The 23,698-nt window shown below is 62.1% G+C and carries 19 protein-coding genes; 8 read left to right on the top strand and 11 right to left on the bottom strand.

Annotated features, from left to right (window positions below; all coding sequences use genetic code 11):
- The first annotated feature begins 39 nt into the window (after window positions 1-39).
- A complete protein-coding gene (locus VJR68_RS18535) occupies window positions 40-3,861 on the top strand; it encodes a YhdP family protein (protein WP_324150090.1) in 3,822 nt (1,273 codons plus the stop codon).
- Here VJR68_RS18535 and VJR68_RS18530 read toward each other — a convergent pair.
- The gene (locus VJR68_RS18530) at window positions 3,858-5,069 is read right to left on the bottom strand and encodes a sterol desaturase family protein (RefSeq protein ID WP_324150089.1); all 1,212 of its coding nucleotides are present in this window, start codon (window positions 5,067-5,069) and stop codon (window positions 3,858-3,860) included. The two genes, VJR68_RS18535 and VJR68_RS18530, sit on opposite strands and share 4 nt — an antisense overlap.
- Window positions 5,070-5,207: 138 nt before the next feature.
- Between VJR68_RS18530 and tldD the strand changes: the two genes are divergently transcribed.
- Window positions 5,208-6,647 (top strand): metalloprotease TldD, encoded by a 1,440-nt coding sequence (gene tldD, locus VJR68_RS18525; RefSeq protein WP_324150088.1) that lies wholly within the window; start codon window positions 5,208-5,210, stop codon window positions 6,645-6,647.
- 164 nt (window positions 6,648-6,811) lie between these two features.
- Window positions 6,812-8,017 carry an aromatic ring-hydroxylating oxygenase subunit alpha gene (locus tag VJR68_RS18520; RefSeq protein WP_324150087.1) on the top strand — a complete coding sequence of 402 codons (1,206 nt, stop codon included), beginning with the start codon at window positions 6,812-6,814 and terminating at the stop codon, window positions 8,015-8,017.
- Between the two features lie 137 nt (window positions 8,018-8,154).
- Here VJR68_RS18520 and yjgA read toward each other — a convergent pair whose 3' ends face one another.
- Together yjgA and VJR68_RS18510 are read right to left on the bottom strand one after the other, a co-directional pair.
- On the bottom strand, window positions 8,155-8,676 hold the full coding sequence (gene yjgA / locus VJR68_RS18515; protein ID WP_324150085.1) for a ribosome biogenesis factor YjgA: 522 nt from the start codon (window positions 8,674-8,676) through the stop codon (window positions 8,155-8,157).
- Window positions 8,673-8,924 carry a DUF1653 domain-containing protein gene (locus tag VJR68_RS18510; RefSeq protein WP_324150083.1) on the bottom strand — a complete coding sequence of 84 codons (252 nt, stop codon included), beginning with the start codon at window positions 8,922-8,924 and terminating at the stop codon, window positions 8,673-8,675. The genes yjgA and VJR68_RS18510 overlap by 4 nt, the downstream gene beginning before the upstream one ends.
- Before the next feature lie 102 nt (window positions 8,925-9,026).
- On the opposite strand from VJR68_RS18510, the gene pmbA reads away from it, so the two are divergent.
- Window positions 9,027-10,397 carry a metalloprotease PmbA gene (gene pmbA, locus VJR68_RS18505; RefSeq protein ID WP_324150081.1) on the top strand — a complete coding sequence of 457 codons (1,371 nt, stop codon included), beginning with the start codon at window positions 9,027-9,029 and terminating at the stop codon, window positions 10,395-10,397.
- A 110-nt stretch (window positions 10,398-10,507) separates the two neighbouring features.
- On the top strand, window positions 10,508-10,939 hold the full coding sequence (locus VJR68_RS18500) for a DUF4870 domain-containing protein (protein WP_324150079.1): 432 nt from the start codon (window positions 10,508-10,510) through the stop codon (window positions 10,937-10,939).
- A 343-nt stretch (window positions 10,940-11,282) separates the two neighbouring features.
- On the opposite strand, the gene VJR68_RS18495 is transcribed toward VJR68_RS18500, so the two are convergent.
- Window positions 11,283-11,540 carry an exodeoxyribonuclease VII small subunit gene (locus VJR68_RS18495; RefSeq protein ID WP_324150078.1) on the bottom strand — a complete coding sequence of 86 codons (258 nt, stop codon included), beginning with the start codon at window positions 11,538-11,540 and terminating at the stop codon, window positions 11,283-11,285.
- A 214-nt stretch (window positions 11,541-11,754) separates the two neighbouring features.
- Between VJR68_RS18495 and VJR68_RS18490 the strand changes: the two genes are divergently transcribed.
- Entirely contained in the window at window positions 11,755-13,035 is a 1,281-nt protein-coding gene (locus VJR68_RS18490; protein ID WP_324150076.1) for an MFS transporter, read from the top strand.
- Window positions 13,036-13,088: 53 nt separating this feature from the next.
- On the opposite strand, the gene tilS is transcribed toward VJR68_RS18490, so the two are convergent.
- The 5 genes from tilS to VJR68_RS18465 all read right to left on the bottom strand — a co-directional run bounded on the left by tilS (window position 13,089) and on the right by VJR68_RS18465 (window position 18,278).
- Window positions 13,089-14,393: a tRNA lysidine(34) synthetase TilS gene (tilS, locus tag VJR68_RS18485; RefSeq protein WP_324150074.1), complete on the bottom strand. Its 1,305-nt coding sequence runs from the start codon at window positions 14,391-14,393 to the stop codon at window positions 13,089-13,091.
- Window positions 14,386-15,138, bottom strand: a complete 753-nt coding sequence (locus VJR68_RS18480; protein ID WP_324150073.1) for an NYN domain-containing protein — start codon at window positions 15,136-15,138, stop codon at window positions 14,386-14,388. The genes tilS and VJR68_RS18480 overlap by 8 nt, the downstream gene beginning before the upstream one ends.
- 103 nt (window positions 15,139-15,241) lie before the next feature.
- Window positions 15,242-16,777, bottom strand: a complete 1,536-nt coding sequence (locus tag VJR68_RS18475) for an adenosine deaminase (protein ID WP_324150071.1) — start codon at window positions 16,775-16,777, stop codon at window positions 15,242-15,244.
- A gap of 146 nt (window positions 16,778-16,923) precedes the next feature.
- Complete coding sequence (locus tag VJR68_RS18470; protein ID WP_324150069.1) at window positions 16,924-17,310, bottom strand: diguanylate cyclase; 387 nt, start codon at window positions 17,308-17,310, stop codon at window positions 16,924-16,926.
- A gap of 11 nt (window positions 17,311-17,321) precedes the next feature.
- Window positions 17,322-18,278, bottom strand: a complete 957-nt coding sequence (locus tag VJR68_RS18465) for an acetyl-CoA carboxylase carboxyltransferase subunit alpha (protein ID WP_324150067.1) — start codon at window positions 18,276-18,278, stop codon at window positions 17,322-17,324.
- A gap of 288 nt (window positions 18,279-18,566) precedes the next feature.
- On the opposite strand from VJR68_RS18465, the gene VJR68_RS18460 reads away from it, so the two are divergent.
- Window positions 18,567-18,983, top strand: a complete 417-nt coding sequence (locus tag VJR68_RS18460) for a lytic transglycosylase domain-containing protein (protein ID WP_324150065.1) — start codon at window positions 18,567-18,569, stop codon at window positions 18,981-18,983.
- A gap of 5 nt (window positions 18,984-18,988) precedes the next feature.
- Window positions 18,989-19,459 carry a hypothetical protein gene (locus VJR68_RS18455; RefSeq protein ID WP_324150064.1) on the top strand — a complete coding sequence of 157 codons (471 nt, stop codon included), beginning with the start codon at window positions 18,989-18,991 and terminating at the stop codon, window positions 19,457-19,459.
- Window positions 19,460-19,611: 152 nt separating this feature from the next.
- Here the strand turns inward: VJR68_RS18455 and dnaE are convergent, their stop codons facing one another.
- On the bottom strand, window positions 19,612-23,148 hold the full coding sequence (dnaE, locus tag VJR68_RS18450; RefSeq protein WP_324150062.1) for a DNA polymerase III subunit alpha: 3,537 nt from the start codon (window positions 23,146-23,148) through the stop codon (window positions 19,612-19,614).
- 166 nt (window positions 23,149-23,314) lie between these two features.
- Window positions 23,315-23,515 carry a hypothetical protein gene (locus VJR68_RS18445; RefSeq protein WP_324150060.1) on the bottom strand — a complete coding sequence of 67 codons (201 nt, stop codon included), beginning with the start codon at window positions 23,513-23,515 and terminating at the stop codon, window positions 23,315-23,317.
- Between the last annotated feature and the right edge of the window lie 183 nt (window positions 23,516-23,698).

The raw sequence follows: 23,698 nt of genomic DNA, 5'->3' as shown, positions 1-23,698 counted from the left end.
CGTTTGGTAGGCATGCGGTCGCAAGTTAAGACACATCGTGTGACACGTGCGCTTGGCTGGACGGTTGGCGTGGCGGTGATTGCGCTCGCACTCGCCGCCGCGCTGGCACAAGTGCTACTGCCGCTGCTGGCGAAACACCCGCAGTGGGTGGCGCAGGAGTTGAGCGAGAAGCTGCAACGGCCGGTGGCGTTCGCGTCGATGGATGGCCGCTGGGAGCCGTCCGGGCCGCGCTTCATCATGCGCAACGTCAGCTTCGGCCCTGGTGAGGCGGGCGGTACGCCGTTGCAGGTGCCGGAGATGGACCTGAAGCTGGATTTCGGCGGCTGGTTGCTGCCGTCGCGGCATCTGTTGAATCTGCAAGCCAGCAATCTGGAGCTGGATATCACGCGCGATGCCAACGGCCGCTGGCAAATCAATGGACTTGGCACGGCTGGCGGTGCGCAACGGCAGCACATTTCGTTTGGACGTCTATCCGTCGAACTGTGGCTAGACAATCTGCGCATCAATATCGACGATCAGCTCATCAACGAGCGTTACACGTTGCTGGCCGAACAGCTTCGCCTCACGCATCAGGGCAGCCACATACGCGTGGGTGGGCGCATCCACCGCATCGGCGCCACCGGGGTGCTGCGCGCGGCCGGCTGGTTTCGCGACGATGGCGCCAGCGGCAAGTTCTGGATGGCGGCACAGAACGCCGATCTGCATGGCATGGTGGCTGGCTTCGACATGGGCGGCTACGCCATTCATAGCGGCCATGGCGATATAGCCGTGTGGATGGATTGGCATGAGAACCAGATCGTGCGCGAGCTGTTCCAGCTCAACCTGCGCGATCTCGCCGTTACCAATCCCGCCGGCATCAAAGTCAATGTCGCGCAGTTGAACGGCTTGGCCGAACTTGGCCGTCACGAGGGCGGCTACACCGTGCGTTGGGCCGACCACGACGGCGGCGCCATGAAAGTGGACGTGGACCACTTCGGCACACCGCAATCCGATATCCGCGCCGTCGCCAGTAAATTGCAGCTGGCGCCGCTGATGCCTTGGCTGGGTTTGAAGCCGGGTCTGTCGCCAGGCCTGGCGCAATGGCTGGGTGCAGGCGCGCCGCACGGGCAGATCGAGCGCGCGGTATTTCACTGGAACGCGGCGGCCGGGCTGAATACCTTGGACGCCGCGTTCGACAATCTCGGCATCACCGCCGTCGACAAACTGCCTGGCCTGGATCATCTGCAAGGCGAAGTGCGCGGCGATGCCGAATCCGTTTCGCTGGAATTGCCCACGCAAACCGCCACCATCAACGATCCGCACACGTTCCGCGGGCCCTTCGTCATGAGCCAGCTGGGCGGCATCATGGCCGCATGGCGCGATGACGATGCCACGCACATCGGCATCGCGAAGCTGGACTTCGAAGGCCAGGGTTTTGGCGGCAATGCGCAGGGTGAAATCGCTTTGCCTGCCGACGGCGGGCGTCCGTTCCTTGATGTGTATCTGGCGCTCACGCACGCGGATATCACAGCGGCCAAGCAGTTCTGGCCCATCGATTCCTTGAACCCGCACGCGATAGGATGGCTGGACCAGGCGTTCGTGTCCGGCCGTATCGACGATGCGGCCGTCGTGGTGCGCGGCAGTCTGGCGAACTGGCCGTTCCATCACAACGAAGGCCGGTTCGAGGCGCGCGCCGATATCAGCGATCTCACGCTGGCCTACGGCAAGAGCTGGCCCGTGGCGGATCACGTACAAGCCACGGCCAACTTCATCGACGCCGGCATGCTGGTGGAGGCGACCGGTGAAGCGATGGGCGTCAAGGTCACGCGTGCGGTGGGGGTGATTCCCGAGCTGGGCCATACCGTGCTCGATCTCAATGTCAGCGGCGAGGGCAATGCATCGGACTTGCTCAACTTCGTCGGCAACAGCCCGATCGCCAACAAGCACGCCGACGTGTTGGCCAAACTGCAGCTGGGCGGCACCGGCAACTTCGATTTCCATCTGTCGCTGCCGACGCACGAGATGCACAACTTTCTGCTCGATGGCACGGCGCAGTTCAAGGACGTCGATCTCAGTGCGCCGGATTGGAAATTGCAGCTCGACAAGCTCAATGGCCCGGCCACGTTCGATGCGCATGGCTTCCATGCCGGACCGCTCGCTGGTGGTTTCCATGGCGAGCCGACGCAGGTGGATCTGGCGATCGCCAGTGCGACCGCCAACCCCAATGTGGTGCTGGCTGCGAAGATCAACGGCAGCTACACCGTGCAGGAATTGCTGCAGGATTATCCGCAGTTGAAGTGGCTGGGCGACATCGCCGATGGGCGCAGCCAATTCAATATCGGCTACCAGATTGCGCATGGTGACGATGGTGTTTCGGACGTCCAGACGCTCAGCATCGATTCGCCGCTGTCCGGCGTGGCGCTCAATTTCCCGGTGCCGCTGAGCAAACCGGCGGATGGCGAGCTGCCTTTGCATGTCACGTTGGGTGTGCCGACAGCCGGCGCCCCCATGCAGTTGGCGCTGGGATCGGTAGCGCGAGGCCGGCTGCGACTATCGAATGGCGAAGCATCGCCCCTGGCCGCCACGTTTGTGTTCGGCGATCAAATGCCGGATGCCGATACCCTGCCGGCCAAAGGCATGCGTATTCGTGGCGATGCACCGGAACTGGATGTTACCGGCTGGGTGAAGCAATCGATCGCCGGCGGTGCCAGCGGTAATGGCATGAGCCTGGAAACCATCGATGTCAACACGGAACATGCCGAAGTGTTCGGCCGCGATTTTGCGCACATGCATGTGACGGCGGCACCGAAGGCTGACACCTTGGAACTGGACGTGGACAGCGCCGCGGCCGCCGGCCACTTCAGCGTGCCGACGGTGGATCTCAACAAGCGCGGCATCACCGCGCGCCTGCAACGCATGTACTGGCCCAAGCAACCGACGCTGGCCAAAAAGCCGGGTGAAGCACCGCCGCCGGCGACCGATCCGGCCAATACCGGCATCGATCCGCACAGCATGCCGCCGCTGCATTTCTGGGTGAACGATCTGCGGCTGGATGACGCCAAGCTCGGCGAAGCACGTTTGGAAACCTGGCCGACGCCCGATGGCATGCATATCGATCAGCTTTCCACGCAATCGCACCACGTGCAGGTCAGCGGCAGCGGCGACTGGAACGGCACGCCGACCAAGAGCAGCACGCATCTGCAAGTGGATTTCAGTGCCAACAACCTGGGCGAGATGCTCACCGCGTTCGGTTTCGCCGGCATCTTCGACGGCGGCAAAACGCACGACGTGCTCAACGCTACGTGGCCCGGCGGCCCGTGGGCGTTCGAGCTGGGCAATATGGATGGCACGCTTGCCGTGGACGTTACCAACGGCAGCATCCCGAAAGCATCGCCCGGTGTCGGCCGCCTGTTCGGCTTGGCATCGATCGCGGAGTTGCCGCGCCGTCTGTCGTTCGATTTCAACGACGTGTTCGGCAAAGGCTTCGGCTTCGACCTGATCAAAGGCGATTTCAAGCTGAGCGATGGCAGCGCGTATACCGACAATCTTAAGATCCACGGCTCCGCGGCGGAGATCACCGTCAAAGGACGCACCGGCTTGCGCAACAAGGATTACGACCAGCAGATGGTGGTGATTCCGCACATCGGCAACAGCCTGCCGGTGGTGGGCGCGGTAGTCGGCGGGCCGATCGGCGCGGCGGCGGGTTTTGCCGTGCAGAGCGTGCTGGGCAAGGGGCTCAACCACGTCGCCATCAAGCGCTATCACATCACCGGCAGCTGGGATAAGCCGGTGTTTACCTCGGTAGGATCTTCAACACCGGATGCGCCGGCGAGCAGTTCGTCGTCTGCGCCACCGGCATCCGCTTCAAGCGCCGCGCATTAGGCGGCGCTGTTCGGCTCCACCGGCTTCGTGCTGCCGCGGAAGGGAAACAACTGCTGCCGAACGAAACCGTCGGGCATGTAATCGCCAACCACGCCATACTTCTCGGGAAATTTCTTGCTGGACGCGACGGCGGTGCCGAACAGGTAATCGAGAAACGCATAGTGGGCGGCGTAGTTGCGATCGATCGCTTCGTCGTCGGACGCGTGATGCCAGTGATGGAAATTCGGCGTCACCAAGAGGTACTTGAGCGGTCCCCACGGCACATGCACGTTGGCGTGATTGAACACCGCCTGGAAGCCGACCACGATGATGTAGGCATTCATCACTGCTTCGCTGAAGCCGAGCACATACAACGGAGCGAGTACGCAGACGCGCGTGGCGATCAATTCAAGCATGTGTTGGCGCGAACCGGCCAGCCAGTCCATGGTTTTCACGCTGTGATGCACGGCATGGAAGCGCCACAGGAATGGCACCTCGTGGTAGGCGCGGTGCGTCCAGTACTGCGCCAGGTCGGCGACGAGAATGCACAGCAGCAACTGCGGCAAGAAGGAAATGTGCTGCACGTAGTGCTGGAACGTGCTGTTGAGCAGTCCGCCGAACAAATGGTGCAGCAGAAAGTTCACTGTCAGCAGCGCCAGGCCGACAATGAAGTGATTGACGGCGAAATGCTTCAGATCCGTCTGCCATTCTTTCCGGAAGACCGCTTGGCCCTTGTACAACGGAAAGAGTTTTTCGATCACCACGAAAATCAGTGTTGATCCAAGCAGGTCCAGAATGAACCAGTCCAGCCCGATATACGGCGTGTGATCGGGAAAGGTGCCCACCGGCACGCGCGATCCACCCAATGCGGTGGCAAGCACCACGCACGCGAACGCGACGATGCTGATCTCGCGCCGCCGTCCCAGGATCACATTGGCCAAGGACAAACCGCCGGCGACCAGCAGACCTACCAGCAACAACTGGCGCAACACATCGACTGAATATTTGTGGCGCAGATCCGGTGTGGTCAGGTACTGCGGAAAGTGGAAGGCCAGCACGGCGAGCAGGCACAGGATGCCGAGCGAAAGGGCGATCACGCTGCTGACCGTGCCCTGGCCGGGTTTCAGCTCGCCGTCGCTGCGCAGCAGTTCGCGGGTTTCCTCGACCGGTGTCTTCAGCGTTCGGTCGATGAGCTTGTCCAGCAGTTCCGGCTTGGAGGTCTCGGTCATGGTGTTCCTTCACGTGCGGTGGGTGGCCATCGTTGGTTTTATCGTAGCGGCATCGTCGACCGCATGCCGCATGGGTTTTAAACTGGCCGGTCTAACCCCAGATTGACCAAACCGCTTCATTCAAACAGGCCCACATCCATGAACTCCCTTATCGCCCAGGCCGAAAATCGCTTGCTTACCCCCGGCGGGCTGGCCACCGGCGACCTTGAGCGCGTGTTCACCCAGCTGATGGGGCCGTCCATCGACGCCGCCGATCTTTACTTCCAGCATTCGCGCAGCGAGTCCTGGGTGCTGGAAGAGGGCATCGTCAAGGACGGCAGCCACTCCATCGAACAGGGCGTGGGCGTGCGCGCCATCAGCGGCGAGAAGACCGGTTTTGCGTATTCCGACGAGATCGTGCTGCCGCAGCTGCTGGAAGCATCCAAGGCCGCGCGGGCGATCGCGCAGGGGGGCCATGGCGCGGGCAGGCCGTTGGCGGTGAATGGCGTGAAGTCGCTTTATCCGGCGATCGATCCGGTGGAGAGCCTGCCCAATCCCGAGAAGATCGCCGTGCTGCGCGAAGTGGATGCCTACGCGCGCTCGCGCGACCCGCGCGTCAAGCAGGTGATCGTCAGCATCAACGCCACGCTCGATACCGTGCTGATCGCCGGTTCCGACGGCACCCTGGCCGCCGACGTACGCCCGCTGGTGCGCTTGTCCGTGCAGGTGATCGCCGAGCAGAACGGCCGCCGCGAACAAGGCTATGCGGGCGGTGGCGGTCGCTATGGCTATCGTGAGTTGCTTGAAAATGGCCGCGCGCACGCCTTTGCGGAAGAAGCCGTGCGCCAGGCCTTGGTCAACCTGGACGCAGTCGACGCGCCCGCCGGCACCATGACCGTGGTGCTGGGCCCCGGCTGGCCCGGCGTGTTGTTGCACGAAGCGATTGGCCATGGCCTGGAAGGCGACTTCAACCGCAAGGGCAGTTCCGCCTTTGCCGGGCGCATTGGCCAGCGCGTTGCCGCGCCGGGCGTCACCGTGGTGGATGACGGCACCTTGCCGGGCCGCCGCGGCTCGCTGAGTGTGGACGACGAAGGCACGCCTACCTCCTGCACCACCCTGATCGAGGACGGCATTCTCAAGGGATACATGCAGGACAAGCTCAACGCACGCCTGATGGGCATGGCGCCAACCGGCAACGGCCGCCGCGAATCCTTCGCGCAACTGCCGATGCCGCGCATGACCAACACCTACATGCTGGCCGGCCAGCACGATCCGCAGGAAATCATCCGTTCGGTGAAGAAGGGCCTGTATGCGGTGAACTTCGGCGGTGGCCAGGTGGACATCACCAACGGCAAGTTCGTGTTCTCCGCCAGCGAGGCTTACCTGATCGAAGACGGCAAGGTCACCACGCCGGTGAAAGGCGCCACCTTGATCGGCAGCGGCCCGGATGTGCTCACGCGCGTGTCGATGATCGGCAACGATCTCGCCCTGGATGAAGGCATCGGCGTATGCGGCAAGGATGGACAGAGCGTGCCGGTGGGTGTGGGCCAGCCGACGTTGCGCGTGGAGAGCATGACGGTGGGTGGTACGGCGTCATAGTTTGTAAGTGGCACGGAGTGCCTAAGCACTTCTTTCTTGTGTTTTGACGGTGACATTACGCACCTGTTCTTAGTTTCTGTGCGACCGCCACGCAGCGGCAGCGTCATGGCGACGCTGCCGCATTTTCTTTGTGGCGATGGTTTTCCGTTGACGCGGAGAAACGCATGGAACGCCGTACGCAAATGGCCCTGTTGCATCGGTTGTTCGAGTTGATCGATAGCGGCGGCACACAGTTGAATGATGCGTGCTGGCAGCAATCGACTGAGGCGTATATCAGCGCTGCGCGTTTGGCGTGGGAACGCGAATACTTGTTTTCCCGTTATCCGTTACTGGTCACCCATGGCAGTCATGTGGCCGCACCAGGCGACTACGTGACGGATGATCTCGGCTTTGTTCCTCTGCTGCTGACGCGCGATGGCGAAGGTCGGCTGCATGCCTTTGCCAACCTGTGCCGCCATCGCGGCGCGCGCTTGGCGAGTGGCTGTGGGCGCGATGCGCGAGCCTTTGTATGTCCGTTTCATGGATGGTGTTATGACCTGGGAGGACACCTGCGCAATCTCGTGCCGCGTGATGGTTTCGCCGGCCTGCATCGGTATGGCTATGGGTTGGTGCGCCTGCCGGTGGTCGAGCGGCATGGCCTGGTCTGGGTGTTGCCGAAGGCTGGCGCGCACATCGACGAAACGCGATTGTTCGCCGATTTGGACGCGGAGCTGGCAGCATACGGTTTCTCCGGCTTTTCCCACTTCGAAACCAAGGTGCTGCACGCGCGCACGAATTGGAAACTGGTGATCGACGGCTTTCTGGAAAGCTGGCATTTCAACGTGCTGCATCGACAGAGCATTGCGCCCATTTTTCTTTCCGGCGTTGGCCTCGCCGATCGTTTCGGGCCGCATGTGCGTGTGGTTTATCCGCGCCGTTCGGTACTTCAATTACGCGCACAGCCCGAATCGGAATGGGACCTGCTGAAACACAGTGTCGTGCTTTACGTGCTGTTTCCAAACACGCTGGTCAACTGGCAAGGCGATCACCTGGAGATATGGCGTGTTTTTCCGAACAAGAACGGCGCGCCGGGCGAGTGCGTTGCCGAGGCTTCGCTGTATACGCCCGAGCCCGCGCGAACGGATTCGGCACGCGAGCATTGGCGTCGCAATATGGAGCTGCTGATTCGCACGGTGGTAGAGGAAGACCTGGCCGTGGCGGAAGACATGCAGCGCGGCTATGAAGCGCGCGTGCAGACCACCATGACGTTTGGCCGGCACGAACCCGCGCTGGCGTTTTATCACGCGCAATTAGGTGATGAATCATTTACGCAGAAAGCCGAATCCGACCGTGTAGATTGGAGTGGGCGCATGCGAACTCCAACATCGTAATCTTGCGATCGTGTTGCGACGCTGGGGTTCGCACCGGAGTTCAGCGACTTTTTCAGATGCCAAAAGCAAAGACACCGGGCCCCGGTGGTCGCCGGGCGACGGATCAGAGGGCATGCGGTTTCATGGCAACCGACGTGTTACGCGTCTTCGTTCAGCGTCTTCAGCAGCTGGAAAATTTCGCGATAGGCGCGTGGCGGTTTGTTGCCGTCGCGCTCGATGCGTGCCTGGCGAATCAATGAGCGCATGTGCTGCCGATCGACATCGGGATGTTGGTCGATCAATGCCTGCAGAGTGTCGTCGTTCTCCAGCAGGCGTTCGCGCAGCGCTTCCAGGCGATGCATGGCGGCGGTTTCCTTGCGCTGCTGCTCGCGGTTTTCACCCAGCAGCGCACGCGCGCCGTCGAACGCTTCATCGTCATGCCTCCGCATCACCTTGGCCAGAAAACCCAGCTGGCGTTTGCGGGCGATGTGCGACGTGATGCGCTTGAGGTTGTCGATTTCGCGCAGCACGTCGTCCGGCAAGTTCGCACGCGCCAGTTTCGAGGGTGGCAATTCGGCCAGCTGTGAAGCGAACGCCAGCACCGCCAGCGCATCGCGCCGCTGCTGCGTGCGGGTAGGGCCGTAGTCGTGTTCGGGATCGTCGGTGTAAGTGCGGTTCACGGGATGTTCCGGTCGGCCTGGGTGAATTCGGCCGGCATGGCTTCGATCAGGGCGAAGCGGGGAATGGGTTCGCCTTCCAGCTCCACCGTTTCGGCGAACATGGTGGCAGGGCGCACCCACAGGCCGTAGTCGCCGTACAGGGCTTGATAGACGACCAGCTCTTCCATGGTTTCGCTGTGACGGGCGGTGCCGATCACGCGGTAACTCTGGCCTTTGTAATGACGGTAGATGCCGGTGGCTATGGACATGGGCCGCTCCTATGGCAACCTGTGACGTTTCGGACATTGGCAATGGGTCTGGGCGGCCCCACGTCTGCCTATTGTATCCACGTACCCAACAGGAAGCCCCAAGTGAGCGACGTTGCCATCAGTCAGGACACCAGCCAGCGCGAACTCGACCGTTTGGCCGAGCTGGCCGAAGACGTGATCCGCCGCGCCCGTGCCGCCGGCGCCACCCAGGCGGAGGTGTCGGCCAGCATCGACGCCGGCCTCAACGTCAACGTGCGCCTGGGCGAGGTGGAAACGGTCGAGCACACGCGCGATCGCGGTTTTGGCCTGACGGTGTATTTCGGCAAGCGCAAAGGTTCGGCCAGTACCGCTGACCTGAACGCGGATTCCATCCAGGCCACGCTGGACCAGGCCTGCGCCATTGCGCAGTACACGGAGGAAGACGCGGCAGCTGGCCTGGCCGATGCCGCGCGCATGGCCACGCAATTTCCCGATCTGGACCTGTGGCATCCGTGGGCCATCGATACCCCGGCGGCGATTGCGTTGGGCCAGGAGATCGAGGCGGCCGGACGCGCCCATGCCGGCATCACCAATTCCGATGGCGCCAGCGTGCAGATGGGCGAGAGCTTGTCCGTCTATGCCAATTCGCACGGCTTTATCGGGCGCGAACGCGGTACGCGGCATTCGCTGTCGCTGGCCTTGATCGCTGGCGATGAAGCGGGCATGCAGCGCGATTACTGGTATGACAGCGTGCGCAGCGCCAACGATTTCATGAGCGCGCGGGTGTTGGGCGATACCGCCGCCGAGCGCACGCTTGCCCGCGTAGGTGCCCGGCGTTTGTCGACGCGCCAGTCAGCAGTGCTGTTTTCGCCGGAGATTGCGCGTGGATTGATCGGTCATTTGGTTGGCGCGGTCAGTGGCGGCGCGCTGTATCGCCGCGCGAGCTTCCTGCTGGACCACGCCGGCAAGCAAGTCATGCCGACCTGGCTGAACATTGTGGAGCGCCCGCATCTACTGGGCGGACAAGGCTCGGGTGCCTTCGATGCGGAAGGTGTTGCGACGCGCGACAGCGTGCTGATCGAGAACGGCGTGCTTGCACGCTATGTACTGAGCAGTTATTCCGCACGCAAGCTGGGGCTGGCATCCACGGGCAATGCCGGCGGCATCCACAACCTGGTGGTCGAGCCGGGCCATGCCGATGGCGGTGCTGCCGACGACTTCGGCGGCATGCTGCGCCGGCTCGGTACCGGGCTGCTGGTGACGGAGGTGATGGGGCAGGGCGTCAACACCATCACCGGCGACTACTCGCGCGGCGCCGCGGGCTTCTGGGTGGAGAACGGTGAAATCGCCTATCCGGTCGAGGAGATCACCATCGCTGCCAATCTGCGCGATATGTACAACGGCATCGTGGCGGTGGGCGCGGACGTGGACAGGCGCTCGCACCTGCTGACCGGTTCGATCCTGATCGATCGCATGACGATTGCGGGCGAGTAGCCCACCAAAATGCCTAGGCCAAAAGCTGCGCAGCAAGTTCCTGCGCACCCTGCTAGGATGCTTTTCACCGGCATGCGCCGGTGTTTTGCACGACTTGAAAGGAGATGCTTATGAGCGTTCCGCCCGAGTCCGTTGTACCGCCTCCACCGAGCGAGCACATCGGTGATATTCCTGCCGAAGAGCGCACCTGGGCGATGTTCGCGCATCTGTCGGCCTTGCTGGGTGCCTTGCTTACCGCTTCGCTCGGCGCCGGCTGGGGCTGCTTCATCGGCCCACTGGTGATCTGGCTGGTGAAGAAAGACACCATGCCTTTCGTTGCCGATCAGGCCAAGGAAGCGTTGAACTTCAACATCTCCGTGGCGATTGCCAGCCTGGTGCTGTTGGTGCTCTCGGCCATCACGTTCGGTATCGGCTTGATCATTGCGATTCCGCTGTGGGTGATCATCGGCATTGGCTGGCTGGTGCTGACCATCATTGCCGGCGTCAAAGCCAACGAAGGCGTGCGTTATCGCTATCCGTTCGCGTTGCGCCTGATCAAATAGCCGCATGTAGGTTGGGGTGCGAACCCCAACATTTCGATGTCGATGAGAACAGGGATGTTGGGGTTCGCACCCCAACCTACGCCGTGTTCGGTGCGTTTGGATCGAGCAACGGCCACACGCGCAGTTCGGCCTGGTCGAGCGCCTGCTAAAGGCCAATGCCGCGTCCGAAGGCGCTGAGCGATTCGTCCAGGCTCATCTCGCGCCACCAGCTGTTCGAGTTCGTCCAGCGAATGTTCGAAGTCGGCGACCGGGGTCGTTTCAGAGCCGTAGGTTGGGGTGCGAACCCCAACATTTCGACGTCGACGAGGAAAGGAATGTTGGGGTTCGCATCCCAACCTGCGGCTCAGGTTTCGGGCGTGAACGGCTCGGCTTTTTCTGGCGCGTCCGGATCGAGCAGCAGCCGCACGCGCAGTTCGGCCTGGTCGAGCGCCTGCTGGCAGTGGCGATAAAGGCCGATGCCGCGTTCGAAGGCGCTGAGCGATTCGTCCAGGCTCATTTCGCCCCCTTCCATGCGCGCCACCAGTTGTTCGAGTTCGTCGAGCGAATGCTCGAAGTCGGCGACCGAGGTCGTTTCAGCAGGGGCGGAAGTGGGCTTGGCCATGGCGGGCAACGCTAACGCAGCGAAGAGGCGGAATCAATCGCCGCAGTACGCCTGCGTGATGCAGCCAGGCGTTTGCATGGGAGCGATGCGTGTTGCTGTGGCAGTCCGCTGTTTCGACCTGTCCCGAAAGGCTTGATTTCGATATATCGAAACTGTACTCTGCGTCATCCCCCCATCCGAGCAAGCCGGGAGAGGCTCGCTCCTAGGAGTCACTGTGACCAATCCTTCGCCAACGCATGCCGCGGAAGCTGGCGGCATGGGTTTTTCCGGCTACCAGAAGTTCGTGGTGGCCGTGCTGGCTTTTCTGCAATTCACCATCGTGCTCGATTTCATGCTGCTGGCGCCGCTGGGTGCTTTGGTCGTGCCGGCCTTGCACATCACGCCCGAGCAGTTCGGCGACGTCGTTTCGGCGTATGCCTTTGCCGCGGGCGTGTCCGGCATCGTTGCCGCCGGCTTTGCCGATCGGTTCGACCGCAAAAGGCTGCTGCTGATTTTCTATGCCGGCTTCATGCTCGGCACCTTGTTCTGCGCGCTCGCCCACACCTACGTGTTGCTGCTGCTGGCCCGCATGTTTACCGGCTTGTTTGCGGGTGTCGTTGGCGCGGCATCGATGGCTATCGTTACCGATCTGTTTCCGCTGTCCATGCGCGGACGCGTGATGGGTTACATCCAATCGGCGTTTGCGGCGAGCACGGTGTTGGGTTTGCCGTTGAGTCTATGGTTGTCCAGCCACTGGGGCTGGAATGCGCCGTTCTTCCTGATCGTGGCGGTGTGCACCGTGGTGGGTGGCGCGATCATTGGGCGCCTGCGTCCGGTCAACGCGCACCTGGCGTTGCGTCCGGACAAGAAGCCGCTGCATCACTTGCTGCATACCTTGACCACGCGCTCTTATTTGATCGGCTTTGCCACCACGGCGTTGCTGACCATGGGCGGCTTCATGCTGATGCCGTATTCCACCTTGTTTATCGTCAACAACCTCGGCATTCCGATGTCGATGTTGTCGGTGGTGTACCTGATCACCGGCCTGGTGTCGGCGGTGATGGGGCCGCTGCTCGGCAAGGCCAGCGACGCCTTCGGCAAGTTCCGCATATTTGCCTTTGGCTGCGTGGTGACGATCGTGATGGTGGTGATCTACACGCGGATGTCCAATGTGGGCTTGTGGACGCTGATTACGGTGAGCGCGCTGCTGCAGATCGGTATCTTCTCGCGCATCATTTCGTCGTCGGCATTGATGTCCGCGCTACCCAAGCCGTCTGATCGGGGCGCTTATATGTCGATCAGCTCGTCCCTGCAGCAGATGTCCGGTGGCCTAGCCGCGTTGCTCGGTGGCATGGTAGTGGTGCAGCTGTCGAATGGACGGCTGCTGCATTTCGACGTGCTGGGTGACATCCTGGTCTTCACCACGCTGGCGTCGTTCGTGATGATGTATTTCGTCAATCGCAGGGTGATGGGCGCGGCTGCTGCGGTTGCGCCGTTGCCGCAGGAAAGCAAGTAGCGGTTTTGATCGCCGATGCTGGGATTTCATCCCAGCCTACGTGGATGCATCCATCAAGAGCCCGGCCGCCAGCACGGCCGGGCTTTTGCTTCATGGAAAATCGCTTCCGCGCGTGCGCTTGACCAGCGATCTGCCACGGCAATGAGTTCATCGCCTTCATACAGAAGGGGGCAGGCATCGCGCTGCCACGGCGGAATCGCACCGCTCTGAAACAGTGCACGCAGCTCGCGCGTGTGGCGATCGCCTGCGGGTTTGATGCGTTCGCCGCCACTGCGCCAACGCACCGTCAGGCTGACGGAAAGCCGTGCATCAGGTTCCAGCATCAGCAAGCCGCCATCGGGCAGCTGCAGTGTTTCGCCGAGCCAAGGCATGTCCCTTTGCGATGGCGTTCGATCGCGTGGCGCCATCGCCCATAGGCGATGCTTCCAGACGTGCACTTCCGTGCCGGGCCAACGGATGCATGGCAATTGGCCATCCTGCGCGGTGCACTGTTGCTCGATCTGCCGACGTTGCGCCGTGGTGGGTGCGGTGAGGCCTTGCGCATGTAGCCAGTGCGCCAGCAGTGGATCGCGCAGGGCAGGTGGCAAAGCGAGCCAGCCTCGTGCATCGAGGCTGTTGGTGCTGTCGTCACGCAAATCTTCAAACGCAGCCAGCCAATCCTGTTGCAGCGTGTCGGCAGCACCACGGCACAGCATGGCGCTATGCGTGATGGACATGGCCGCCTGCGGCCAATGCGTTTTGAGCAACGGCAGGATCTCGTGGCGCAAATGATTGCGCGCAAGTCGGCGGTCATCGTTGGATGGGTCATGGATGCAAGGCAGATCATGCGCGTCGACGTAGTCACGCAACACCTGTCGCGGGATGTCGAGTAGCGGCCGCCATACGGTACCGCGTCCCAGTGGACGTTCCGCACGCATCCCGCCCAATCCTTCCGGCCCGGCGCCGCGCAGCAGTTTCAGCAGCACGGTTTCTGCCTGATCGTCCTGGTGATGGCCGAATACCAGCCTTTCATCCGCCTGCAGATACTCGGCAAAGATCGCATAACGCGCCTGCCGTGCAGCCGCTTCCAGGCCGATGCCGCTGGCGCGATCCACTTTGGCCACGTGCACCTCGCATGCAACTCCCAACGTGGCGCAGAACGCGCGGCAATGCGCAGCCCAGCACGCGCTTTCTTCATGCAATCCATGATCCACATGCATGGCGCGCAAACCGCGTGCGCGTGCTTCGGGCAGGTGCGCCAAGATGTGCAGCAGGGCGGTGGAATCGGGACCGCCACTGTAAGCGACACAGAGCGAGCCCTCCGGGTGTTTATGCAGCGCGTGCTGCAGTGTGCGCTGCAAGGATGCGTCGTTAGTCACGCGCCACCGGTTTCCGTTTATTGCGCACGTAGATCGCTTTCGGTCGCCCTTCGCCTGGGCTGCGCCGATCCAGTTCGAACAGGTCAATGGCGGCGATCAGGTCGCTCAGCTTGCCGTAGCCGTAGCTGCGCGAGTCGAAGTTCGGGCGCTGCTTGGTGATGATCGAACCGACGCCACCCAAGCCTGCCCAGCCCTCGTCGTCGGAGGCTGCATCAATACTGTTGCGCAGCAGATTGATCAGGGCGGTGTCCTTTTTCATCTGCGCAGGCGAGCGTGGCTTGAGCGGCTGCTCCTCATCCGGTTTGGCGGTGAGAATCTCGGTATAGATGAATTTGTCGCAGGCGGCGACGAAGGGTCCGGGTGTCTTGCGCTCGCCAAAGCCATAGACGATCAGTCCCGACTCGCGAATGCGCGCTGCCAGCCGAGTGAAATCGCTGTCGCTGGAAACAATGCAGAAGCCATCGAAGCGCCCGGAATAGAGCAGGTCCATGGCGTCGATGATCATCGCCGAATCGGTGGCGTTCTTGCCGCTGGTATAGCCGAACTGCTGGATGGGCTGGATCGATTGCGTCAGCAGTTGCTCTTTCCAACTCTTGAGTTGCTGGCCGGTCCAGTCGCCGTAGGCGCGCTTCACGTGGGCGGTGCCGTACTTGGCGACCTCGGCCAGCAGGCCTTCGGCGATGGCGGGCTGGGTGTTGTCGGCATCGATCAGAACGGCGAGTTTGGCGGCTGGATCGTTGGCCATGGCATGTCTCCGAGAACCCCGCCTGGATGGTAGCGCACTCGATGCGTGCGCCACGGCCTGTCAGGAATGAGAAAGCGGGCCCCGTTTTCACAAACAGCGTACTTCAGTGGCTTGCCTCAAAAACGCGCAGGCGACGCTCCAGTTCCCACTGTGCCTTGGCTTTCTCACTCGCGGCGAGGAATCGTTGGCAAGCTGTGCTGGTGTGGCTGGCGGACGACTGACCTTGGCACGCGCTGGCATTCCACAGGCTGTCACCTGGCAGGAAGCTGTAGGTGAGGCTGTTGCGCGCCATCTGTTTGAGCGTCGCATAATCCAGACCGAAGTCCTCGGCAGCGCGTACGTATTCGTGAGTGAGATCGATGCGCGAGACGCCTTCGTCGTCGGTGGATAGTGCGACCGGCACGCCGTATTTCATGTACATAGGCAGCGGATGATCGGCGCCGCGCACGCCAAGAATCACGTCGTTGCTGGTCAGGTTGATTTCCACCATCACGTGGCGTGCCGCCATCTCCTGCAGCAGTTGTTCCGGGTGATCTTCGTACATCACATCCACGCCGTGGCCGATGCGTTCGGCGTGGCCGAGGTTCACCGCCTCTCGGATATGGAAGCGCAGGCCATCCGGCGGAACCAGCCCAGGCGCCAGTTCGCCGGCATGCAGGCTGATATGCACCTTGGGATACAGGCGGTGCAGATAATCGAGCATGCGCATCTGCAAGCTGTAGTCGCGCATCGACAGATAGCCGTCTTCCGGCATCACGAAATTGATGCCGACCCAGCGTGAATCGACCGAGGCCAGCTCAAAACCAAGCAGCGTTTGCGCAAATACGCGCTCGGGCGGCGCGCCGCGCAATACCTGGTAGAGGAAGCGGATCTGCACGCTGCACGCAGCGTCGGGTTTGGCATCGTCGCAATGTTGCTGGCGTGTGCGTTCGGCTAATGCTTGCGAGAGCAGTCGCTCATCGGTGGGTATTTCGTCTTTCAAGCCCTGCTCAAGCAACTGCTTGCGCAGGGTGTCGAAGTCGGCCTGCCAGCCTAATGTCCGTGCCAGTTCCTTGGCATGCGCGAAAGGCGGTGTCACCATCAATTCGAGGTATTGCTCGTTTTGCGCGGCGGCGCGTGAGCTCACTTCGTTGAGCCAGTCGCCCATGTGCTGCTGCGGCGTCACCGCCTGGAAGCGGCCGAACGTATCGAAGAATTGATCGTGGCCAGAACGACCGGCGGAGGGCACGAAGCTGCGCATGGAAAACGCATCGACCAAGGTGTCGTAGAAGTGCTGATCGTTTAGTGCATCAGCCGCGGGACGTTGGCCGGTTCCGCAATGGGGTGCACTCGCATCGTTCTTGTCGACCAGGCTTGAGGTGGCGATATCCACGCATAGCCCATCGGCGGCTGCGTCGGCGATCCACGATTCTGCATAGACCGCGCCGCTCAGATGGTTGTGCAAGTCGCCGCCCTTGGGCATCTCGGCAAGGAAAGCATGCAGGGCCAATGGACCTTGCTGGCGCGCGCTTTCAAATGCTTTGGCGGTGCGTGCCTCGGCGGTATCGCTACGTGTGGGTAGTGCCTGCGCCGAAAGTTGAGCCGCAAAAATGATGGTCGCCGTCGCGATCGCGCGGCGCAAAACGGAAAGAGCCTGCATGGAAGCTTCGCTTGTCTGGAACCCCGGAGGGATTCTTCAGCAAAGGGGCGTGATCGGCAACGGCCACGTAGGTTGGGGTGCGAACCCCAACGTTCCGGACGCTGCACGCCATGTTGGGGTTCGGCTGCGCCTCACCCCAACCTACGTCAGCCGCGGAAATTGAGTTCCACGCCGACGCCGGCCGGATCGGTGAGAAACAGCTGCACTTGCGGCGGCATGTCCACCACGTCGATGCGATAGGCAACACCGGCTGCGTCGAGCTTGGCCCGCATGGCGGGAAGATTGGTGCAGGCAAACGCGATATGGTCCAGCCAACCGGTGTCTTGCGCCGACGCCTCGCCTCTGCCGCGCGAGGTCAGATGCATGATCGGTTCGGCGCCGGCATACAGCCAATAACCGCGCGAACCCGAGCGAAACGTGGGGCGAGGCCCTTCGTGCAGGCCGATGATCTCGACGTAGAAATGGCGAACCCGTTCCAGCAGCTCGGCGGGTGCGCTGAGGTTGACGTGATCGATGCCTTGCACACCCGCCATGGCGCAGGCACCTATTCGTTATAGGCGCCGTAATCGCGCAGGCGGCGATAACGCTGTTCGAGCAATTCCGGCGCGGGAATGCCTTCGAGCCGGTCCAGTTCGTTGAGCAGCACGGCTTTCAGGCGTACGGCCATCGAATGGGGATTGCGATGGGCACCGCCTAGCGGTTCGCGCACCACCTTGTCGATCAGGCCGAGCTCCAGCAGGCGTGGTGCGATCAAGCCCAAGGCTTCAGCGGCATCCTTCGCCTTGTCGGCGCTCTTCCAGAGAATCGAGGCGCAACCTTCGGGCGAAATCACGGAATAGGTCGAGTATTGCAGCATGATCGTGCTGTCGCCCACGCCGATCGCCAACGCGCCGCCGGAGCCGCCTTCACCGATCACCGTGCAGATGATCGGCACTTTCAGTTCGGCCATTTCCAGCAGGTTGCGCGCGATGGCTTCGCTCTGTCCGCGCTCTTCGGCGCCCACACCCGGATAGGCGCCGGGCGTATCGATCAGTGTCAGTAGCGGAAGGTTGAAACGTTCAGCCATCTTCATCAGGCGAAGGGCCTTGCGATAACCCTCCGGTCGCGGCATGCCGAAGTTGCGGCGCACCTTGCCCTTGGTATCACGCGCTTTCTGATGACCGATGATCATCACCGAACGTCCGTTGATGCGCCCCAGGCCGCCCACGATGGCGGCATCGTCGGCATACGCACGATCGCCGGCCAGTTCGTGGAATTCCTCGCACATCACGCCGATGTAATCGAGCGTGTAGGGACGCGCGGGGTGGCGCGACAGCTGGGTCACCTGCCAGGGCGTGAGGGTGCGGAAGATATCCGCCGTCTTCAGCTTGAGCTTCTCGCGCAGCCGGGCGACTTCCTCGTCGATGTTGAACGCTTGGCCGGAGCTGGCATGCCGCAGCTCCTCGATCTTGGCCTCCAGCTCGGCAATCGGTTGTTCGAAATCGAGGAAATTCGGGTTCATCGGTCACTGACGTGGCACAGAAGCGGGGCAGTATACCCGGGGTGCGTGACGGGGCGGGAACGGGGGCGTATGGGGGCTGGGAAAGCGCTTTGTCCCTCAGCCTCCGAGGCGGCAACGGTCGCTGATAAACCCGCGGTGCTGGGCGAAGTGCCGGGGCAGCCCGGAGCTTCGAGGGCTGTGACGTGAAGATGTTGCCAGGGTTTCGACGCCTGACGCATGATCTGCGGGGCGCCATGAACGGCGCCCATTTCTATGGATGTTTCTTGGATATCGCTTAAGGAGAGTGGGATGAGCGGGCTCAGTTACGAGCAGATGGTAAAGCTGGTCAAGGACAACAACAGATCGAAAATCTTTTCCGATGAATTCGTGATCTGTCTGGCATGGAAGGAAACGAATTTTGACCCGGAAGTCGTCAACGGAGGATCCACCGCAACAGGGCTAATGCAGCTTACGAAAGGGGCGGTCGACCTGGTCAACAAAAACAGCCCGGCCGGCATTCATTTCAGTCACGATGACATGACCGATGCGGCAAAAAATATCCAGTGCGGCACCTGTTATCTGGACATCTGCAAGACCAAACTCGCTGGCGTCGATAAATCGTTCGGCACGGGAGCAGGCTATTCCAAATCCATTTGTGCCTGCGAAAAAGCGCTGAAAAACGATGGCTCCCACCCTATGGCCGCGCTGCAGATCAATCACAGGTGATATCGATGAGAATGATGCTTACACTGATGTTGGCGCTGTGTATGCCGGCTTCGCTTTATGCAGCCGACAGTGCCCAGACCTGGGACAAGGCGGCGCTTTTATCCTGGGTAGGGAAATATCCTTCGGTCTATACGAACGGAAAAAAGGGTGGTTTTCTGGATCAGCCGTCCATCCAGGCCGCGCTGCATGGCCTGTTGTCGCCCGCGGACCGGAAAGCGCTCGCCAGCTACGGCGTGGAAGACAAAATCGAGCAGCAGGGTGATTTCCTCGTTATCCATCAGTGCATGCCGCATAACTGTCCCGCAGCCTTTGCCATGGTCGTTATTGATTTGAACAAGCCACGGTTGTGGGTTGGCTTTTTTGAGCGACAGGACCATCGCGTTTCTACGCGGTGGTTTGGCAACGTCGATGATTACTCGATACTGCCGGCAGCGATCAAAAACCGGTTTACCGGTTATCTGCCCGAATCCATGTAGTTTCCCGGTTGGGGCGAAAGCCCCAACTTTGGTTGCCTCAAAAGCAAAGACACTGGGCTCCGGCGTTCGCCGGGATATGGAGGAGTGCGGACTCGTTAAAAACCAGCTTAAGGTCGGCCAGCGTCACCATCAACGTCATGGTGTCCAAGGGCTTAGTCGGCTTTGATGATCCGCACACCCGCGCCCAGCACCCCAGGCATCCCCCGCACGGTGCGCAGCAGCTCGGGGATGGCGTGCACCTTCCATTCCTGCCCGAATTCGAAATCCGCCTGCGCCACGGCGTTGTGGTAGCCGCTTAGCAGCACGCTCGCATTGCCGCCGCGATGGCCGGCGAGGGCCTGGCGGAACTGGGTGATGAAGTCGGGGCCGATGCCGTTGACCTTGACGCGCAGCAGGCGCGCGTAGCGGCGGCAGGCGTCGGCCATGGACATGGCGCTGCGGGCGCGTACCTGGAAACCGCCGCCGGAAAATTCGTCGATGCGCAGGCCGCCTTCGACCACGATCAGCTCGTCGCGGGTGAGCAGCGGGGCGGCTTGCTGGTACAGCTCGCCGAAGAAGCTCACCTCGATGCTGCCGGTGCTGTCTTCCAGGCGCACGAAGGCGTCGCTGTCGCCGCGCTTGCGCACGGCCACCACCATGCCGGCGACGGTCCAGGGGGTATCGGGGCCGCGGCGGAAGCGGTTGTCGTCGCCGTCGTTCTTGCGCGGGCGCGGGGGCTGGTAGCGGTCGGCGATCTCGCCGAGCGGGCAGGTGGAGAGCTGGGCCAGTTCCTCGCGCCAGGGATCGGTGGGGTGGCCGGACAGGTAGTGGCCGAGCGTGTCGCGCTCGCCTTGCAGTTTCTGCTCCAGCGGCCATTCGGGCGCGGTGGGCAGGTTGATCTCCACGACGGGGGTGACGGCGCCGACCATGGCACCGAACATGTCGTTCTGGCCGGACTGGCGATCGCGCAGATGCTGTTCGGCCGCCTTGATCGCATCCGGCAACTGCAGCATCAGGCTGGCGCGGGTGGGGGCCAGGGCATCCAGCGAGCCGGAGTAGATCAGTGCTTCCAGCACGCGGCGATTGAGCTTGCTGGGATCAACGCGGCGGCAGAAGTCGGCCAGATCCTTGTACGGGCCGCCTTTCTTGCGTTCCTCGGCAATGGCTTCGCAAGCACCCTGGCCGACGCCCTTGATGGCGCCGAGGCCATAGCGAATGACCCTCGGTTCGACGGCCTCAAACATGAACTCCGATGCGTTCACGTCCGGCGGCAGGATCTTCAAGCCGATCGCGCGCGATTCGTCGAGGAAGATCACCACCTTGTCGGTGTTGTCCATGTCCGACGAAATGGTCGCGGCCATGAATTCGGCGGGGTAGTGCGCCTTCAGCCATGCAGTCTGGTACGACACCACGGCATAGGCGGCGGCATGCGACTTGTTGAAGCCGTAGCCGGCGAACTTTTCCATGTCGTCGAAGATGGCATCGGCTTTCTCGCCAGTCAGCCCGTCCTTGGCGGCGCCTTCGCGGAACTTGGCGCGCTCCTTGGCCATTTCCTCGACTTTCTTCTTGCCCATCGCGCGGCGCAACAGGTCGGCGCCGCCGAGCGAGTAGCCGCCGACGATCTGCGCCATCTGCATCACCTGCTCCTGGTAGACCATGATGCCGTAGGTCTCTTTCAGGATCGGCTCGACGCGCGGATCGGGATAGATCACTTCTTCGCGACCATGTTTACGCGCGACGAAGCTGGGGATCAGGTCCATCGGGCCGGGGCGATACAACGCCACCAGCGCGATGATGTCTTCGAAGCGGTCCGGCTTCGCATCCTTGAGCATGCGCTGCATGCCGGAGGATTCGAGCTGGAACACGGCGACGGTCTGCGCGCGTTTCAACAACTCGTAGGTGGGGACGTCATCGAGCGGCAGCGCGGCGATGTCCAGCGGTTCTTCGCCGCTTTGCGCGCGGCGCGCATTGATCGCCTTCACCGCCCAATCGATGATGGTGAGCGTGCGCAGGCCGAGGAAGTCGAACTTCACCAGGCCGACGGCTTCGACGTCGTCCTTGTCGTATTGCGTAACGACGCCAGCGCCGCCCGGTTCGCAGTACAGCGGTGCGAATTCGGTGAGCGGTTTGGGCCCGATCACCACGCCACCGGCGTGCTTGCCGGCGTTGCGCGTGAGGCTTTCCAGTTTCAGCGCCAGGTCGATCAGCGTCTTGGCTTCTTCGTCCTGTTCGTAGAGTTCGCAGAATTCCTTGACCACGCGGTCGGGTTCTTTCTGCGCTTTTTCCGAGCGGCCAAGTGCGCATGACAACGTGAGGTCGAGCGGGCGCGCCGGAATCAGCTTGGCGATCTTGTCGACCGCGTTGTAGCCCATGCCGAGCACGCGGCCGGAGTCGCGCAGCACCGCCTTGGCAGCCATCGAGCCGTAGGTGATGATCTGGCTGACGTGGTCGCGGCCGTATTTGCGCGCGACGTAGTCGATCACCTCGTCGCGGCGATCCATGCAGAAGTCGATGTCGAAGTCCGGCATCGACACGCGCTCTGGATTCAAGAAACGCTCGAACAGCAGGTTGAACTGCAGCGGATCGAGATCGGTGATCTTCAGCACCCACGCCACCAGCGAGCCTGCACCCGAACCGCGGCCCGGGCCGACCGGAATGCCGTTCTGCTTACCCCAGTTGATGAAGTCCGCCACGATCAGGAAGTAACCGGGAAAACCCATCTTGATGATCACGTCCAGCTCGCGTTCCAGGCGTGCTTCGTAATCGGCGAGCGTGTAGCCGGCTGCCAACGGCGCGTGGGCGAGGCGTTCTTTCAAACCTTCGCGCGCGGTTTCGCGGATGTAGCTGTCGAGGTCGTGGCCTTCCGGTACCGGGAAGTTCGGCAGGTAGTAGGTGCCGAACGAGAGTTCCAGGTTGCAGCGCTTGGCCAGTTCGACCGTGTTTTCCAGCGCTTCGGGGATGTCCGCAAACAACTCGGCCATCTGCTCGGGCGTTTTCAGGTATTGCTGGTCGCTGTAGTCGCGCGGGCGCTTGGGATCGGCAAGAACGCGGCCTTGGTGAATGCACACGCGTGCTTCGTGCGCTTCAAAGTCGTCCTGCTTCAGGAAGCGCACGTCGTTGCTGGCGATCACCGGCAGATCGAGTGCGGTGGCCAGGGTGAGCGCGGCGTTGTTCCACGCTTCTTCGCCCTCGCGGCCGCAGCGGGTGAGTTCCAGGTACAGGCGATCGGGAAACAATTGCAGCAGCGTTTGCAGACGCGGTGCCGCCGTATCCGTGCCCTGGTTGACGGCCATGCGGGCCGCTTCGCTTTCGCGCCCGAGCAGCACGATCAAGCCGTCTGTCGCAGCCGGCGTGAGCCACGTGGCGTCGACCAGCGCACGGCCGCCTTGCTGGCCTTCGCGCCAGGCGCGCGAGACGAGGCGGGAAAGGTTGAGATAGCCGTCGCGGTTCTGGCACAGCACGGTCATGCGCCAGGGGCGCGGATCGTCCGGAGCGCTTATCCACAAGTCGCAGCCGCCGATCGGCTTGATGCCGGCCGCGCTGCACGCCTTGTAGAACTTCACCAGGGCGAACATGTTGCACTCATCGGTGAGCGCGACAGCGGGCGCACCGGCCTGCACGCAGGCAGCCACCAGCGCCTTGATGCGGATGGTCGAGTCGACCAGCGAATATTCGCTGTGCAGATGCAGATGAGCGAAACGGACGGACATGGCTCGCACGCGAAGCAATAGCTCAGCCTAGCGAGCCGGCCGGGTACGGGCAAGCATTGACAGCAGTCCCGAATCGTAAGTCGTCGCCCGGACATTCGTAAAAGCGGCGACGGGCAAGCTTGCGGGCACCCGTTTTAACTATTGGCGGTGTTCGACTGACGCCATCTCAGTGCACACGGAACCGTTCATTGCTGTCCGTGGGCGCGAAGTAATGCGACAGACTTTCCACGCTCATCGGCTCGCCGTTGTAGTCGAGATGCTGCAGATGCAGCTCGGTGACGTTCGGCGGGTTTTCTGCGTTGAGCTTCGGCGCGTGTTTTTCGGCAGTGGATTTCGACGTTGTGCGACGACGGAACGGGAACATCATGGCACCCTCCTCGAAAGCCCGGTGTCTGATTCGAGTTTTGCTGGCACTGGGCGGTGGCGCGTCCGTGCAACGCGGCCGCTACGCTGGCGTTCGCATGTCTGCGCAGCGGCGTTCCGAATCCATCCCATACCTGCTCAGATGCGCGCGCAATAGGTAAGGTTGCATAGAACCATGGACATGGCA

This window comes from Dyella sp. (assembly GCF_035277725.1).
Taxonomy (GTDB): Bacteria; Pseudomonadota; Gammaproteobacteria; order Xanthomonadales; family Rhodanobacteraceae; genus Dyella_B.
This window is presented reverse-complemented; position numbering and strand designations above follow the sequence as displayed.

Coding starts and splice junctions, on each gene's coding strand:
- VJR68_RS18495 (WP_324150078.1), bottom strand. CDS start 11,540: ATGGCCAAGCCCACTTCCGCCCCTGCTGAAACGACCTCGGTCGCCGAC.
- dnaE (WP_324150062.1), bottom strand. CDS start 23,148: ATGTCCGTCCGTTTCGCTCATCTGCATCTGCACAGCGAATATTCGCTG.
- VJR68_RS18465 (WP_324150067.1), bottom strand. CDS start 18,278: ATGAACCCGAATTTCCTCGATTTCGAACAACCGATTGCCGAGCTGGAG.
- VJR68_RS18520 (WP_324150087.1), top strand. CDS start 6,812: ATGGAACGCCGTACGCAAATGGCCCTGTTGCATCGGTTGTTCGAGTTG.
- VJR68_RS18470 (WP_324150069.1), bottom strand. CDS start 17,310: ATGGCGGGTGTGCAAGGCATCGATCACGTCAACCTCAGCGCACCCGCC.
- VJR68_RS18480 (WP_324150073.1), bottom strand. CDS start 15,138: ATGGCCAACGATCCAGCCGCCAAACTCGCCGTTCTGATCGATGCCGAC.
- VJR68_RS18445 (WP_324150060.1), bottom strand. CDS start 23,515: ATGATGTTCCCGTTCCGTCGTCGCACAACGTCGAAATCCACTGCCGAA.
- VJR68_RS18455 (WP_324150064.1), top strand. CDS start 18,989: ATGAGAATGATGCTTACACTGATGTTGGCGCTGTGTATGCCGGCTTCG.
- VJR68_RS18500 (WP_324150079.1), top strand. CDS start 10,508: ATGAGCGTTCCGCCCGAGTCCGTTGTACCGCCTCCACCGAGCGAGCAC.
- VJR68_RS18510 (WP_324150083.1), bottom strand. CDS start 8,924: ATGTCCATAGCCACCGGCATCTACCGTCATTACAAAGGCCAGAGTTAC.
- VJR68_RS18460 (WP_324150065.1), top strand. CDS start 18,567: ATGAGCGGGCTCAGTTACGAGCAGATGGTAAAGCTGGTCAAGGACAAC.
- tldD (WP_324150088.1), top strand. CDS start 5,208: ATGAACTCCCTTATCGCCCAGGCCGAAAATCGCTTGCTTACCCCCGGC.
- VJR68_RS18475 (WP_324150071.1), bottom strand. CDS start 16,777: ATGCAGGCTCTTTCCGTTTTGCGCCGCGCGATCGCGACGGCGACCATC.
- VJR68_RS18530 (WP_324150089.1), bottom strand. CDS start 5,069: ATGACCGAGACCTCCAAGCCGGAACTGCTGGACAAGCTCATCGACCGA.